Origin of the sequence: Photobacterium sp. GB-210, assembly GCF_003026075.1 — a bacterium.
Taxonomy (GTDB): domain Bacteria; phylum Pseudomonadota; class Gammaproteobacteria; order Enterobacterales; family Vibrionaceae; genus Photobacterium.
Window position 1 is genome coordinate 223,170 of sequence record NZ_PYNU01000001.1, and the last position, 13,671, is coordinate 236,840.

The following is a 13,671-nucleotide window of genomic DNA, read 5'->3' on the forward strand; positions in this document are numbered from 1 at the left end:
TCAAGGGGTGATTGTTTGGAGTATTGCTAATCAAAAAGGTGGGGTGGGGAAAACCACAACCACAATTACATTAGCCGGATTGCTGAGTGAGCAAAATAAACGTGTTTTATTAGTTGATACCGACCCACACGCATCGTTAACAACGTATTTAAACTTTGATTCAGAGCAAGTACCCGCGAGTTTATTTGATTTGTTTCAATTACCCGTAGTGAATAAAGTCAGTGTAAAACCACTTATTCTTAAAACAGCATTTAATAATATTGATATTATTCCTGCCCATATGTCACTGGCAACACTTGATCGTGTAATGGGAAATCGCAGTGGTATGGGGTTAGTGTTAAAAAAAGCGCTGCATAGTTTAGTTGATGACTATGATTACGTACTGATAGATTGCCCACCGATTTTGGGGGTGATGATGGTCAATGCATTGGCGGCGAGCGATCGCATTCTTATACCAGTACAAACCGAGTTTTTAGCCATGAAAGGCTTGGAAAGAATGATGAGGACGTTACAAATTATGCAGCGTTCTAAGCCGTCTGGTTTTAATGTCACGATTGTTCCAACTATGTACGATAAACGAACACGCGCATCACTCCAAACGTTGCAAGAACTCAAGGCTCGTTTCCCTGAACAAGTTTGGGCGTCTGCGGTACCTATTGATACAAAGTTCCGTGATGCCAGTATTAAACATATGCCACCATCATTATATGCCCGAAACTGTCGTGGTGTGTTTGCTTACAAAACGTTATTAAAATATGTAGAACGGTTAGACAATCATGCAAAGTAAGCCACTTTCAAGTGATCAAGCCCTAGATGATTATTTTTTTGATTTATTAGAAGAATCAAATGAAGTTGCTGTACCTGCGGAGATTAAAGATCCCATTTTAGATGTCGATAAACCAAGTATTGAAAATGTTGAAGTCGCGTCTACGTTACTTCAACCTAAGTTAAATGTATTAAAGCCACAGCCTTATGTTGCTGTTGATTATGCAGAGCCGTCAAATCGACAAGATATAGCACGACTATTGAGTCAAGTTGATGAAAATTATGTTGATGATATTCAAGAAAATGTTATACAAACTGCAAATCCACAACAAATTTTTTCAGAAACAGAATACGTCATACCAGAGCAACTAACTTCTATTAAAGAAGCTGAACCTAGGTGTACGAGTACTGAAAATATAGCGGAAGATACCGTTGAAACGGAGGTTATCAAAACCGCTGAAATTGCTGAAGATGCAGGGTTAATTCCGCCAGAGCAGTGGACACATCATGGGATGGAACAAGCGTTTCAAGCGCTATTTTTTGAAGTTAATGGTGTGACATTTGCTGTTGCGCTCACGCAATTGGGTGGTATTCATCAACTTGGCGAGCTTAACCGTTTACTTGGGCGTCCTAATTGGTATTTGGGTCTACAGTCAACACGCGAGCAAAAGTTAGATGTAGTTGATACTGCACGTTGGGTAATGCCAGAGAAGCTAGTTGGTGATGAGTATCGTGATAATTATCGTTATATTGTGATGCTTGGCGATAGCCAATGGGGGCTAGCTAGCGATAAACTGCATGGCACCAAAATGCTGAATGGCAATGATATTCGCTGGCGAGAGAAGGCTGGAAAACGCCCTTGGCTTGCGGGTATGGTAAAAGATAAAATGTGTGCACTTATCCATGTCGATGCGTTGATCGCAATGCTAAACAATGGATTGGATGTAAATAGTATTGAGTAATACAGGACCTTAAGAGGGAATAGCATGTCACAGGTAAATATCGCTGAGATCCAAAAAGACGGAGCGAATGATCAGGTTCTGCAATGGGTGACATTTCAGCTAGAAGATGAGACTTACGGTATAAATGTTATGCAAGTCCGTGAGGTTTTGCGCTATTCAGAAATTGCACCAGTGCCAGGTGCGCCTGATTATGTGCTCGGTATTATTAATCTTCGCGGTAATGTCGTTACTGTTATCGATACTCGCTCTCGTTTTGGCTTAGCTCCGGGTGAGATTTCTGACAATACACGTATTGTTATCATTGAAGCAGAAAAACAAGTGATTGGTATTCTTGTCGATAGTGTTGCTGAAGTGGTTTATCTCCGTAGTTCTGAAATTGATAGCACGCCAAGTGTGGGTACCGAAGAGAGTGCGAAGTTTATTCAAGGTGTAAGTAACCGCGAAGGACAATTACTTATCTTAGTTGATCTTAATAAGCTGCTATCTGATGAAGAGTGGGATGAGATGGCGTACTTGTAATGAATACTATTCTGCTCCAGTGGATACCTACTGTTATTAGTGTATTGGCGGTTTTAATCTTTACTGTGTTATTGCTTCGCGAGCGTAAAGCGCGACGGAGTTTAGAAACAAAATTTGCCGCTATTGAAACTGTATTGAAAAATGCCCGTTTACAAAATGAACGCTTGAATAAAGAGTTCAATGAATTGCGTGCAGGAACAATGGGTATGAGTCACAAACTGGCGGATATGTCACATCAGTTAGAAGTGGTTGAAGATCGTCAAACAGAGATCATGATGAACGATCCCGAAGGACGTTTATATAGCCGTGCCAGTAAAATGGTAGAGTTGGGCGCAGATGTACATGAATTGATGAATGAGTGTGATTTACCTAAAGCTGAAGCTGAACTTCTGCTTCGCTTACAGCAGACGATGCAAAAACACCGTCGACGTTAATCGTTATACTGATATATTAATATCTTCAAGCCCCTCCCATCCCGGCGGGGTTTTTCCGTTTAAGTACCATGAAAAGGCAATCAGTTCGGCAATAATCAAGTATAACTCTTGTGGGATTTCATCACCGACATCAAAGCTATTTAGATATTGTGCCAGAACGGGATCTTGATGTATTAAGCCACCTTGCAGTTTCACTTGTTCAATAATATGTTCAGCTAATTGCTGGTGGCCTTTTGCTGTAATATAAGGAGACTTGTCACCATCATATTTAAGTGCAACTGCATGCGAGGTTGTTTTATTATCTGTAGTCATCACTTAGACCTTAATCAATAAGCCATTAGAAGAGGCTAGAGGGTCATTAGACTCTTTATCTTGAGCTTGCAGAAATTTAGGAGATTCACAGTTAATACCTAACTGTGCCATACGAGAAAAAAGTAGCGGCGAGACCTGCTCTATTTTATGTAGTAACAATGGATTAACGGTTTCAAATACCGTTGTTAATGTGCTGTTTTTCCATTGGGCTGTAACATTAAGTATATCGATTGCACCAATAGGTAATGCCAATTTGACCGTCCAACAGGAATTGATACTCTTGTCGGCATTTGAGTCTGAATCCTCATTTTCATTTTTTATTTTAATATCAATAGATTGGTTGTTATTCATCGGCCATTGCAGATAAATGCTACTGGTATCTTGTGTACGTTGTGTTTCTGGTCCTCGTTGCTCAGCGGCAAGCCTTAATAGAGCGGGAATATCTTGCTGTTGCTCAGGGCTTAACGTTTTTAACCATTGGTTTAACTGGCTTTGTGGTTGAGATAGTTGCTGTAATAACTGAGCTAAAGGTTTTCGTTCTCCACCTTGTTGTAACCAAGTGATTAAGCTGGTTTGATTTTGTGGTGCAAAGAGCTGCTGGAAAATAGTATTTAGGTTGTTAGAGGGCGATGTGGCTAATTTAGCTGTACCAGAGTTTAACGGGTTAGATAAAAGTGTAACTAAACGTTGCAAGCTGTTTATGGATAACAATAATTGCGGTAATTGAGAAATGAGGTTTTGCTCTTTTCCTCCTGAGCGAGTAAATAATGCCGCTTGGCTCTTTCGATTATCCGATAAAGGTTTTTCAATTTGAGCAGTTTTTGCTGCGCTATGGGGGTGAGAGGGCGTTAAATTGATACGCATATATTTCACATTTACTTACGTTAGTTAACGATGAAGATGTCCGTAGTTTAGCTAAATTATTTGCCATTGTGGTATCATGCGGACTGATTTGTGACACCTAGGATACATCATTTATATGTTGTCAGTAGCAGACTTAAGCTGCGTTCGTGATGAACGTTTATTGTTTGACGAACTCAGTTTCACTATATCAAGTGGCGAGTTAGTTCAAATTGAAGGCCATAATGGCGCTGGTAAAACTACACTGTTACGTATTATTGCTGGGTTAGGCCGGGCTGATAGTGGGCAAGTTTATTGGAATCAAGAAGATATTCAGGTTGCACGAGAAGATTACCATCAAGAGCTGTTGTTTCTTGGTCATCAAACTGGCGTAAAGCGCGAACTTACCGCCTTTGAGAACTTGGCTTTTTTTCAAGCCATGCATAAATGCAATCAAGGCTCAGATCTCAAGGGTTCACCACAAGTTATGGGTGAGGACGCATTATGGCAAGCATTGGCACATGTTGGGTTAGCGGGGCGTGAAGATGTACCAGCCGGGCAACTCTCAGCAGGTCAGCAACGCCGTGTTGCATTAGCGCGTCTATGGTTAAGTAATCATAAATTATGGGTGCTTGATGAGCCATTAACGGCGATTGATAAGCAAGGTGTCAAGGTGCTTGAAAACTTGTTTTTATCTCATGTTGAACGTGGTGGCATGGTGTTATTAACCACCCACCAAGATATGTTTACCGATAGTAATCATTTACGAAAAATTAAGTTAGGGTAGTGCTCACGGTGTTTAATTCTATTATTCAAATTATTCGTCGTGAATTGTTAATTGCTTTTCGTCGACGTGCCGATGTGATGAACCCATTGTGGTTCTTTATTATTGTGATCACCTTATTTCCATTAAGTATCGGTCCTGAGCCTAAATTGCTTGCACGTATTGCTCCTGGGATCATTTGGGTGGCGGCATTGTTAGCAGCGTTATTATCAATGGAACGCCTCTTTCGTGATGATTACGCCGATGGCTCGCTGGAGCAAATGTTATTAATGCCGACACCATTAGCGGTATCTGCCTTTGCTAAAATGCTTGCGCATTGGTTGTTGACAGGTTTACCGCTGATATTAATTAGTCCTTTATTAGCGATTTTATTATCCCTAAATTGGGATACATGGGTAGCCGTTGTACTCACATTGCTAATAGGTACGCCAACATTAAGCTTTTTAGGGGCAATTGGTGTCGCTTTAACGGTTGGATTACGAAAAGGTGGCGTTTTATTGAGCTTGCTCATATTACCGTTATATATACCTGTGCTTATATTCGCAACCTCAGCAATAGAAGCTGCAGGCCTAGGGATGGCATATAACGGGCAATTAGCATTAATGGCGGCAATGTTGGTGGCCTCTTTAACGTTAGCACCGTTTGCGGTTGCGGCATCGCTAAGGATCAGTGTGAATTAAATAAAGAGTGGGAGCGATGATGTCTTCCATTTTGTTTATTTATCCAACCAGTAGAGATTTATAAGGTTAAGGGATGACACAAAATCCTATTATTTTGTGACTGAACTTGGTTTTCATCACGTATTTATAACTATATAACGAGTAGAGAGCATTATGTGGAAGTGGTTACATCCCTACGCTAAAGCCGAGAATACCTATCGCTTGTGCGGTCAGTTACTCCCTTGGTTTGCCATGATTAGCTTAATTGCCATTGTTGTCAGTTCTATTTGGGGCTTAATGTTTGCGCCAGCGGATTATCAACAGGGTGACAGCTTTAGAATTATTTACTTGCATGTTCCCGCTGCAATCTGGTCGATGGGTGCTTATGTATCAATGGCTATTGCCGCATTCATTGGTTTAGTGTGGCAGATTCGATTATCGGATATGGCCGCAGCTGCAATGGCGCCAGTTGGTGCAGTGTTTACCTTTATGGCATTGATCACTGGTGCGATTTGGGGCAAACCAATGTGGGGCACATGGTGGGTGTGGGATGCACGTTTAACATCTGAACTCATTCTTCTATTTTTATATCTTGGTGTTATTGCATTGTATAATGCTTTTGATGATCAAAAAACAGCAGCCAAAGCGGCGGGTATTTTAGCGATTGTTGGTGTGATCAATATTCCTATTATTCACTTCTCTGTCGAGTGGTGGAATACCCTTCACCAAGGGGCAACCATTACTAAATTTGCCAAGCCTTCTATGTCAACAGATATGTTATGGCCGTTGCTGATTGGTATTGTTGGTTTTGCTTTTTTCTTCGGTACGGTGACTATGATCCGTCTACGTAATGAAATTCTTATCCGCGAAAGTCACCGCCCTTGGGTGCGTGAGCTAGTGAAGTGAGGTTGGTATGCATTTTGATTCTATGAGCGACTTTTTTGCCATGGGTGGTTATGCTGCTTATGTCTGGAGTGCGTTTGGTATCTCATTTGTAGCGATGCTATGGATCCTCTTTTCTAGCATGGCTACCCATCGTCGCGTGTTAGGTGACATTAAAAATAAAATCGCACGTGAACAACGTATTAAAGATGCGAAAAAGATGGAGAATACGCTATGACCCCAAGACGTAAGAAGCGTCTCGCCTTAGTTTTAGCGCTCGTTTTAGGTCTGGGTGCTACCATTGGTTTAGTGCTCTATGCGTTAAACCAAAATATGGATTTATTCTACACACCAACAGAGCTGGTTAATGGTAAGCCTGATGGCACCAAACCAGAAGTTGGTCAACGTTTACGTATTGGTGGCATGGTGGTGAAAGGCTCTGTGAAGCGTGATCCTCAATCTTTAGAAGTGAGTTTTAAAGTTGCTGATGTCGGCCCTTCAGTGACTGTCACGTATGATGGTATTTTGCCTGATCTCTTCCGTGAAGGGCAGGGTATTGTCGCGCAAGGTGTACTCGTTGGCCCAACAACAATAAAAGCACACGAAGTACTGGCTAAGCATGATGAAAATTACATGCCGCCTGAAGTCGCTGATGCGATGAAGAAAAATCACTCAAAACTTCAATATACTGAAGAACAACTACAAGGTAGTGCTCAATGATCCCTGAAATAGGCCATTTTGCCCTTATTACTGCCCTCGCCTTATCGGTACTGGCCAGTATTTATCCGCTATATGGTGCTGCAGTCGGTAACCAAGCAATGATGCGTATGGCACGACCATTGGCATACGGTATTTTTGCTTTTATATCGTTATCTTTTGTTATTTTATGTTGGTCATTCTATAACAATGATTTTACTGTTGCGTATGTGGCCAGTAATTCGACAAGTTTATTACCGTGGTATTACCGTATTACAGCGGTATGGGGCGCGCACGAAGGTTCATTGCTGCTTTGGGTGCTTATCCAAGCCGGTTGGGCTGCTGCTGTTGCGCGTTTTAGCCGTGATATGCCACTTGAATCTGTTTCTCGTGTTTTATCGGTAATGGGGATGATTGCAGTGGGTTTCTTACTGTTTATTATCATTACTTCTAACCCATTTTTACGTACGCTACCGGTATTCCCTGTCGAAGGTCGTGATCTAAACCCATTATTGCAAGATCCGGGTCTAATTATTCACCCGCCAATGCTTTACATGGGCTACGTTGGCTTCTCTGTTGCATTCTCTTTTGCTATTGCATCTTTGATGACTGGACGTTTAGATACCGCTTGGGCACGTTGGTCTCGTCCATGGACAATCGCAGCATGGTCATTCCTAACGGTAGGTATCGCACTAGGCTCATGGTGGGCTTACTACGAACTTGGCTGGGGTGGCTGGTGGTTCTGGGATCCAGTAGAAAACGCATCATTTATGCCATGGCTTGCAGGTACGGCGTTAATGCACTCGCTATCAGTAACAGAAAAGCGTGGCACATTTAAAGCATGGACAGTGCTGCTTGCGATCTCTGCCTTCTCATTAAGTTTACTCGGTACGTTCTTAGTGCGTTCTGGCGTATTGGTTTCTGTCCATGCATTTGCGTCAGATCCTGCTCGCGGTATGTTCATTCTTGGTTTCCTTGTGGTCGTTATCGGTGGTTCTTTACTGCTGTATGCATTACGTGGCGGTCAAATTCGTTCTCGTGGTAACTACAGCTTGTTCTCTCGTGAAAACCTGTTACTAGCAAACAACATTTTACTTGTTGCAGGCTTAGTGGTTGTACTTATTGGTACATTATTACCATTGGTACATAAGCAAATTGGTTTAGGCTCTGTTTCTATCGGTGTACCTTTCTTCAACATGCTATTTACATGGTTGATGATCCCGTTTGCTTTTATTATGGGTGTTGGTCCTCTTGTTCGTTGGAAACGCGATAATTTCAAACATGTTCGCAAGCCAATGATTATTTCGGCACTGATCACGATTCCATTTTCGTACCTTGTTATTTACTTTACGGCAAGTGTGGTTGAACCGCTTGCGGTGTTAGGGATGATGATGGCGGTGTGGATCATTGTGATGCATGGTTTTGAGTTATTCGAGCGTTCGACACACCGCCATACTTTTGTTGATGGCTTAGGTAAATTAGGTCGTAGCCACTGGGCGATGGTGTTAGGCCATATTGGCTTAGCGATATCTATCATTGGTATCACGCTAGTATCTAACTACGATATCGAACGTGATTTACGTTTATCACCGGGTCAGTCTGTTAACGTGAAAGGCTATGATTTCCATTTTGCTGGATTACGTGATGCAGATGGTCCTAACTATGATGGATATATTGCTGATTTCAACATTAGCCGTCGTGGTATTAATGTAACAACACTACATGCTGAAAAACGTTTCTACAGTGTTGCTGGCTCTATGATGACAGAAGCGGCAATTGATAGCGGTATTACTCGCGACTTATATGTTGCTATGGGTGAGAAGCTTGGTGATGGTGCATGGGCCGTCCGTATTTACTACAAACCATTTGTGAACTGGATGTGGGCGGGGGCATTTTTAATGGCGTTAGGTGGCGCATTGGCGATCAGCGATAAACGTTACCGTTTCCGCACTCCTGCAAAACTGAGTAATAAATCGTCAGAGGAAAAATTAACCCATGAATAAGAAGTTCCTCTTTATTCCGTTAGTCTTGTTCATTGCACTGGTTATTATGTTTATGGTGCAGTTAACCCGCAATGCTGATGGTGATGATCCAACAAAATTAGAATCGGTATTGGTAGGTAAACCTGTACCGACCTTTAAATTAGAAGATCTATTCCAACCAGGAAAAGAGTATCAACAAACGATTTTCAAAGGTGAACCATTATTGCTTAACGTGTGGGCGACATGGTGTCCGACATGTTATGCAGAACACCAATACTTAAATACGTTAGCGAAACAAGGCGTTAAGATCATTGGTCTGAACTACAAAGATCAACGTGAGAAAGCGATTGGTTGGTTAACTGAATTGGGTAATCCTTATTTGCATACACTTTATGATGGTAACGGTATGTTAGGTATGGATTTAGGTGTGTATGGCGCACCTGAAACATTCATTATTGATGCTAACGGCATTATTCGTTATCGCCATGTGGGTGACGTTAATCCTGAAAATTGGAAAAAAACGCTTGAGCCGTTGTACAACAAGCTAAAAGCGGAGGCAAAAGGTTAATGAAACGTTTATTTGCCCTTGTTATAGCTGCAACGATTGCGCTAACCGCGGCGTTACCAGCATTTGCATCGATTGATGTCTATGACTTTAAAAATGCGGAACAAGAAAAGCAGTTTCAAGAGCTAACGGCAACATTACGTTGCCCTAAGTGTCAGAACAATAATATTGCTGATTCAAATGCAACCTTAGCGCAAGATATGCGACAGAAAACATTTGAGCTTCTTCAAGAAGGCAAAACCAGTCAGCAAATTATTGATTACATGATTGCGCGTTACGGTAACTTTGTTACGTACAATCCACCGATGACAGCTTCGACTGCAATTTTATGGGTTGGTCCTATTCTGTTTATCGTTATTGGCTTTACTGTTCTGGTTTATCGTACGCGTAAAAACGGTGAAAAAGTTGAGCAGGCTCAATTAGATGAGGAAGAAGCTAAACGATTAAAAGCACTGCTTGCAGAGATGGAACAGCAAGATGCTAAAAGTGTTGATACTCAATCAAAGGTAAACAAATGACGCTGTTTTGGATTATAACTGCTGTCTTAGTGCTTATTGCAATAGCATTTTTTGCTGTACCTATGTTGTATGGTAAAGAATACGATGATGTAGCAAGCCGAGATGAATTAAACAAAGCATTCTTTAAAGATCGTATTCATGAACTGGAGCACGAATCAGAAGAAGGCTTGGTTGAGAATCGCCAAGAATTAGTTTCTGAGCTTCAACAGTCATTGTTAGATGATATACCTGAAAGTAAAGAGAAGAAATCTACTCATGTTAGTGCTGGGATGTTGCTACCTGGCATTATCTTAATTGTTGGTGTGAGCTATGGCATGTACGCCTCTGTGGGCGGTATTCAGAAAGTAGAAGCGTGGCATGATGCGGTAAACCGTCTGCCTCAACTTTCTCAACGCTTACTGGGTGATAATGCCGCTAATGAGCCGCTGTCTGATCAAGATATGTCTGATTTGACTTTAGCATTACGTACTAAATTGCACGATGACGGTGATGATCCTATGGGATGGTTATTGTTAGGTCGTATCGCAATGGCAAACCGTGATGGTGAAACCGCTGAAATGGCAATGAAAAAAGCTTATGACTTAAACCCTGTTGATGAGGATATTCAGTTAGGTTATGCACAGTCATTAATGCTAAGTGGTAAGCCGGGCGCAAGTGACATGGCACGTAACTTATTACGCAATGTCATTAAGAAAGATCATACTAACGTGCAAGCATTATCGCTACTCGCTTTCGATGCGTTTGAGCAAAACAAGTTTGAACAAGCGATCGCTTATTGGACGATGATGAAAAAGCTTATCGGACCGGATGATTCGCGTGCACCGATGCTTGATCGAAGTATTGAACGCGCACAAGCACGTTTAAATGCTGATGACAAAGCGAAAGCATTAGTCAATGGTTCTGCTGCAGCTGCGGCAGAAACTGCGCCAAAAGTCAGTGCTGAACAAGCAAAACAGCAGATAGTGGCGACAATTTCATTAGCGCCAAACGTCGTGATGCCAAAGCAGGGCGATATTATTGTCTCTGTTCATAGCGCTGATGGTGCACCAATGCCTATTGCAGCTGTAAAGCTACCACTGACAACGTCTTTCCCATTAACCATTACGTTAACGGATAAAGACAGCATGATGCCGCAGCGCAAGCTATCGTCATTATCTGAAATGATTGTCCGTGCTCGTATTGATAGTGATGGTAACGTCATGACGAAACAAGGTGATTGGTATGGTGAAAGCCAGAAAGTGATGCTTGGTGGTGATACAAAAGTATTAATTAATAAACAATATTGATTCAATACTGGAACAAATAGAGCAGGCTGGATATTATTGTCCAGCCTGCTTTCTATTGGATATATGTTTTGAATAGAATTTTCTTACTAATAATTTGGCTTTCTCTGGGGCTAGTCGGTTGTGCGCAAACACCAGATGAACCGTCAAAACAAATTACCTCTAACAATATTACTGATCATATTGATGCTGACAGTGATAGTAATGGCGTTTATGACCCATTTGAGGGGTTTAACCGTGCTATGTGGGATTTTAATTTTAACTATTTAGACCCGTACGTAGCCCGTCCAGTTTCAATGGCATATGTTAATTACACGCCAACCCCTGTTCGTAAAGGCATCATGAATTTTTTATCAAATTTAGATGAGCCTGCAAGTATGGTTAATAGCCTACTGTCGTTAAATGGCAAAGCTGCGGTCACCCATTTTAACCGTTTTTGGATTAATACAATTTTTGGATTGGGTGGTTTAATCGATATCGCATCTGCGGCTGACATAAATAAACCTGCGGATCGACGATTTGGTGACACGTTAGGTTATTATGGTGTACCAAATGGTCCTTATTTGATGTTACCAGTTTATGGCCCTGTGACGTTCCGAGGTTTTGGTGATGCGGCTGATGAACTCTACCCAATGTTCAGCTTATTAAATATTTGGGAAGGGCTAGGTAAATGGCTTTTTCAGGGGATGGAAGATCGTGCTGCATTAGCACAACAAGAAGCGATGCTAGAAAACTCACCCGATCCATATGTATTTACTCGTGATGCATATATTCAATATAAAGACTTTGTTGCCAGTGACGGTAAAGTTGACCAAGAGCAACAAGCAGATAGTTTTGATGATAGTTATCTTGATGAAATTGATGATCAGTAATATTACTTAACTAAAAAAGACCTCCAATAAGGAGGTCTTTTTATATGTGGTATAGTTTGTAGCGAGCTTGTTTTTCTAAATAAATTTTATTTTACTTAGAAACGGTAGCTTGCTTGTACACCCGCTAACCACACATCACCAGATGTTGTACCAGCGAAAGAGAGTTTAGTTGGTTGTTGAAGTAGGCCGCTAGCCAGGCCATTAATACTCTTATCTGTTTCGTTTAGGTGCGCTTTCTTCGCATAAACGTAGGTCAGGCCTGCATCTAATGTTAAATTCTTAGACCACTGGTAACCCGCACCAAGACTTAACCAAGTACGATCAGTTTCAGGGATCGTTTGAGTTCGGTGGGCTTCATCAACTGCAGCCATGTCATAGGCAATACCAGAACGAAGTGCGAGTTTACTGTTTACTTGGTAAGTAGTACCGATAGCAAAACGGTAGTTGTCTTTCCAGTTTTCTTCTTTAATTAGATCGTTACTGTGTGAACCAAGAGCCGGAATATTCGCTTCTAATTTTTCAAAGCTGCTCCAATCTGTCCAGTTGATGCTGGTATGAATAGCCCATTGATCGGTTAACTGGTGTAAGGTTGCAATCTCTGCAGATGCTGGAAGCTCAAGCGGTAATGAACCGGGTAAAGTTTGGTTGTTGTATGCAAGGCCGCTAGCGTGACCGCTAAGGTTTAGGTCAACAGCTGAGCGATAGCTTACGCCAATACGGTTTGCTGGGTTAATTTGCCATGCTGCACCTGCTTGCCAACCCCATGCATTATCTTCTCCTTCCATATATTTAAGATTTTTACCCGCTAAGCCTTGATCATAAATATATTTCTGTTGTGGTGACAACATTCCAGAAACAGCCGCTGGTAGTGCGCTTGGCAGTGCCGCGCCGAAGTGGCCTTTTGCCATAATATAACGCACACCGGCACCAACACTAAATTGGTCATTAATTTTGTAACCAAGATTAGGGTTGATTTCAACGGTGTGTACTTCCGCTTGATTACCGAAAAGAGAGGCAGTGAACTGGGTGCCAAGTTCGGTACGCATACCAAAGTTTGTACCAAATGCTAGGCCTAATGTTGCTTTATCGTTCAATTGACGAGAAATATAAAAATTGGGAATAACGGCACTATTAGCGATATCACGAGATTCAGTTTGATCTATGGTTTGATCATTAAGTTGTAGATTCCCTTTAACATCAATGTTTGGGTCAACGTAAATTGCACCGACTGATATTTGCGTACCTTCAAGGTATGTCAGCATTGCAGGGTTACGGAATTGGGCGCTGGCATTGTCAGCCATTGCTGCTTCACCAGCAAATGCGCGGCCTAAACCTGTTGCTGAATATTCAGCCAATTGGAATCCTGCAGCTAGGGCGTTAGAGCTCATGCCTAATGCTAATGCAGCCGTTAAAGATAATGTAATTTTATTTTTATTCATCATTTTAATATTAATCGCTAATTGTTCGCTGAAACTAAGTCGCGAATAATACCCTTAACAATTAATAGCGTGACAATTTATCGCTATAAATTCTACTTATTGAAGTAATATTCCTTTGATTTGTTTATTTTGGAATTATATCCGTTACTTTTTGTTCGT

17 protein-coding genes are annotated in these 13,671 nt (G+C 41.6%); 14 read left to right on the forward strand and 3 right to left on the reverse strand.

Features of this window, described 5'->3' with window-relative positions:
* Positions 1-7: 7 nt before the first annotated feature.
* From C9J38_RS01145 to C9J38_RS01160, 4 genes are read left to right on the forward strand one after another with little or no spacing between them, the layout of a single operon-like run.
* On the forward strand, positions 8-787 hold the full coding sequence (locus tag C9J38_RS01145) for a ParA family protein (protein WP_107205510.1): 780 nt from the start codon (positions 8-10) through the stop codon (positions 785-787).
* Positions 777-1,727, forward strand: coding sequence for a chemotaxis protein CheW (locus C9J38_RS01150; RefSeq protein WP_107205511.1), 951 nt, complete (start codon positions 777-779; stop codon positions 1,725-1,727). The genes C9J38_RS01145 and C9J38_RS01150 overlap by 11 nt, the downstream gene beginning before the upstream one ends.
* A 24-nt stretch (positions 1,728-1,751) precedes the next feature.
* Entirely contained in the window at positions 1,752-2,246 is a 495-nt protein-coding gene (locus C9J38_RS01155; protein ID WP_005370336.1) for a chemotaxis protein CheW, read from the forward strand.
* Positions 2,246-2,680 (forward strand): DUF2802 domain-containing protein, encoded by a 435-nt coding sequence (locus C9J38_RS01160; RefSeq protein ID WP_107205512.1) that lies wholly within the window; start codon positions 2,246-2,248, stop codon positions 2,678-2,680. Before C9J38_RS01155 ends, C9J38_RS01160 begins: the two co-directional genes overlap by 1 nt.
* 3 nt (positions 2,681-2,683) lie before the next feature.
* Here the strand turns inward: C9J38_RS01160 and C9J38_RS01165 are convergent, their stop codons facing one another.
* On the reverse strand, positions 2,684-2,992 hold the full coding sequence (locus tag C9J38_RS01165) for an EscU/YscU/HrcU family type III secretion system export apparatus switch protein (RefSeq protein ID WP_107205513.1): 309 nt from the start codon (positions 2,990-2,992) through the stop codon (positions 2,684-2,686).
* Between the two features lie 3 nt (positions 2,993-2,995).
* A complete protein-coding gene (locus tag C9J38_RS01170) occupies positions 2,996-3,856 on the reverse strand; it encodes a hypothetical protein (RefSeq protein WP_107205514.1) in 861 nt (286 codons plus the stop codon).
* 115 nt (positions 3,857-3,971) lie between these two features.
* Here C9J38_RS01170 and ccmA point away from each other — a divergent pair, with 115 nt between their 5' ends.
* The 10 genes from ccmA (at position 3,972) to C9J38_RS01220 (ending at position 12,073) form a co-directional block, all read left to right on the forward strand.
* Positions 3,972-4,619: a cytochrome c biogenesis heme-transporting ATPase CcmA gene (gene ccmA, locus C9J38_RS01175; protein WP_107205515.1), complete on the forward strand. Its 648-nt coding sequence runs from the start codon at positions 3,972-3,974 to the stop codon at positions 4,617-4,619.
* Positions 4,620-4,627: 8 nt separating this feature from the next.
* A complete protein-coding gene (gene ccmB / locus C9J38_RS01180; protein ID WP_107205921.1) occupies positions 4,628-5,296 on the forward strand; it encodes a heme exporter protein CcmB in 669 nt (222 codons plus the stop codon).
* A 153-nt stretch (positions 5,297-5,449) separates the two neighbouring features.
* A complete protein-coding gene (locus tag C9J38_RS01185) occupies positions 5,450-6,181 on the forward strand; it encodes a heme ABC transporter permease (RefSeq protein ID WP_107205516.1) in 732 nt (243 codons plus the stop codon).
* 7 nt (positions 6,182-6,188) lie between these two features.
* Entirely contained in the window at positions 6,189-6,395 is a 207-nt protein-coding gene (gene ccmD, locus C9J38_RS01190; protein WP_045082746.1) for a heme exporter protein CcmD, read from the forward strand.
* Positions 6,392-6,877, forward strand: coding sequence for a cytochrome c maturation protein CcmE (ccmE, locus tag C9J38_RS01195; protein ID WP_107205517.1), 486 nt, complete (start codon positions 6,392-6,394; stop codon positions 6,875-6,877). The genes ccmD and ccmE overlap by 4 nt, the downstream gene beginning before the upstream one ends.
* The gene (locus C9J38_RS01200; protein WP_107205518.1) at positions 6,874-8,856 is read left to right on the forward strand and encodes a heme lyase CcmF/NrfE family subunit; all 1,983 of its coding nucleotides are present in this window, start codon (positions 6,874-6,876) and stop codon (positions 8,854-8,856) included. Before ccmE ends, C9J38_RS01200 begins: the two co-directional genes overlap by 4 nt.
* Positions 8,849-9,403, forward strand: a complete 555-nt coding sequence (locus C9J38_RS01205) for a DsbE family thiol:disulfide interchange protein (RefSeq protein WP_107205519.1) — start codon at positions 8,849-8,851, stop codon at positions 9,401-9,403. The genes C9J38_RS01200 and C9J38_RS01205 overlap by 8 nt, the downstream gene beginning before the upstream one ends.
* Entirely contained in the window at positions 9,403-9,918 is a 516-nt protein-coding gene (locus C9J38_RS01210; RefSeq protein ID WP_107205520.1) for a cytochrome c-type biogenesis protein, read from the forward strand. Before C9J38_RS01205 ends, C9J38_RS01210 begins: the two co-directional genes overlap by 1 nt.
* The gene (gene ccmI / locus C9J38_RS01215; protein ID WP_107205521.1) at positions 9,915-11,204 is read left to right on the forward strand and encodes a c-type cytochrome biogenesis protein CcmI; all 1,290 of its coding nucleotides are present in this window, start codon (positions 9,915-9,917) and stop codon (positions 11,202-11,204) included. Before C9J38_RS01210 ends, ccmI begins: the two co-directional genes overlap by 4 nt.
* 68 nt (positions 11,205-11,272) lie before the next feature.
* Positions 11,273-12,073, forward strand: coding sequence for a VacJ family lipoprotein (locus C9J38_RS01220; protein WP_107205522.1), 801 nt, complete (start codon positions 11,273-11,275; stop codon positions 12,071-12,073).
* 95 nt (positions 12,074-12,168) lie between these two features.
* Here C9J38_RS01220 and C9J38_RS01225 read toward each other — a convergent pair whose 3' ends face one another.
* The gene (locus C9J38_RS01225) at positions 12,169-13,512 is read right to left on the reverse strand and encodes an outer membrane protein transport protein (RefSeq protein ID WP_199188046.1); all 1,344 of its coding nucleotides are present in this window, start codon (positions 13,510-13,512) and stop codon (positions 12,169-12,171) included.
* Between the last annotated feature and the right edge of the window lie 159 nt (positions 13,513-13,671).

Bases quoted from the DNA above. Each gene is read 5' to 3' on its own strand.
- ccmD (WP_045082746.1), top strand. From the start codon at position 6,189: ATGCATTTTGATTCTATGAGCGACTTTTTTGCCATGGGTGGTTATGCT.
- C9J38_RS01160 (WP_107205512.1), top strand. From the start codon at position 2,246: ATGAATACTATTCTGCTCCAGTGGATACCTACTGTTATTAGTGTATTG.
- C9J38_RS01150 (WP_107205511.1), top strand. From the start codon at position 777: ATGCAAAGTAAGCCACTTTCAAGTGATCAAGCCCTAGATGATTATTTT.
- C9J38_RS01225 (WP_199188046.1), bottom strand. From the start codon at position 13,512: ATGAATAAAAATAAAATTACATTATCTTTAACGGCTGCATTAGCATTA.
- C9J38_RS01155 (WP_005370336.1), top strand. From the start codon at position 1,752: ATGTCACAGGTAAATATCGCTGAGATCCAAAAAGACGGAGCGAATGAT.
- C9J38_RS01210 (WP_107205520.1), top strand. From the start codon at position 9,403: ATGAAACGTTTATTTGCCCTTGTTATAGCTGCAACGATTGCGCTAACC.
- C9J38_RS01165 (WP_107205513.1), bottom strand. From the start codon at position 2,992: ATGACTACAGATAATAAAACAACCTCGCATGCAGTTGCACTTAAATAT.
- ccmI (WP_107205521.1), top strand. From the start codon at position 9,915: ATGACGCTGTTTTGGATTATAACTGCTGTCTTAGTGCTTATTGCAATA.
- C9J38_RS01185 (WP_107205516.1), top strand. From the start codon at position 5,450: ATGTGGAAGTGGTTACATCCCTACGCTAAAGCCGAGAATACCTATCGC.
- C9J38_RS01200 (WP_107205518.1), top strand. From the start codon at position 6,874: ATGATCCCTGAAATAGGCCATTTTGCCCTTATTACTGCCCTCGCCTTA.
- ccmA (WP_107205515.1), top strand. From the start codon at position 3,972: ATGTTGTCAGTAGCAGACTTAAGCTGCGTTCGTGATGAACGTTTATTG.
- ccmE (WP_107205517.1), top strand. From the start codon at position 6,392: ATGACCCCAAGACGTAAGAAGCGTCTCGCCTTAGTTTTAGCGCTCGTT.
- C9J38_RS01170 (WP_107205514.1), bottom strand. From the start codon at position 3,856: ATGCGTATCAATTTAACGCCCTCTCACCCCCATAGCGCAGCAAAAACT.
- C9J38_RS01205 (WP_107205519.1), top strand. From the start codon at position 8,849: ATGAATAAGAAGTTCCTCTTTATTCCGTTAGTCTTGTTCATTGCACTG.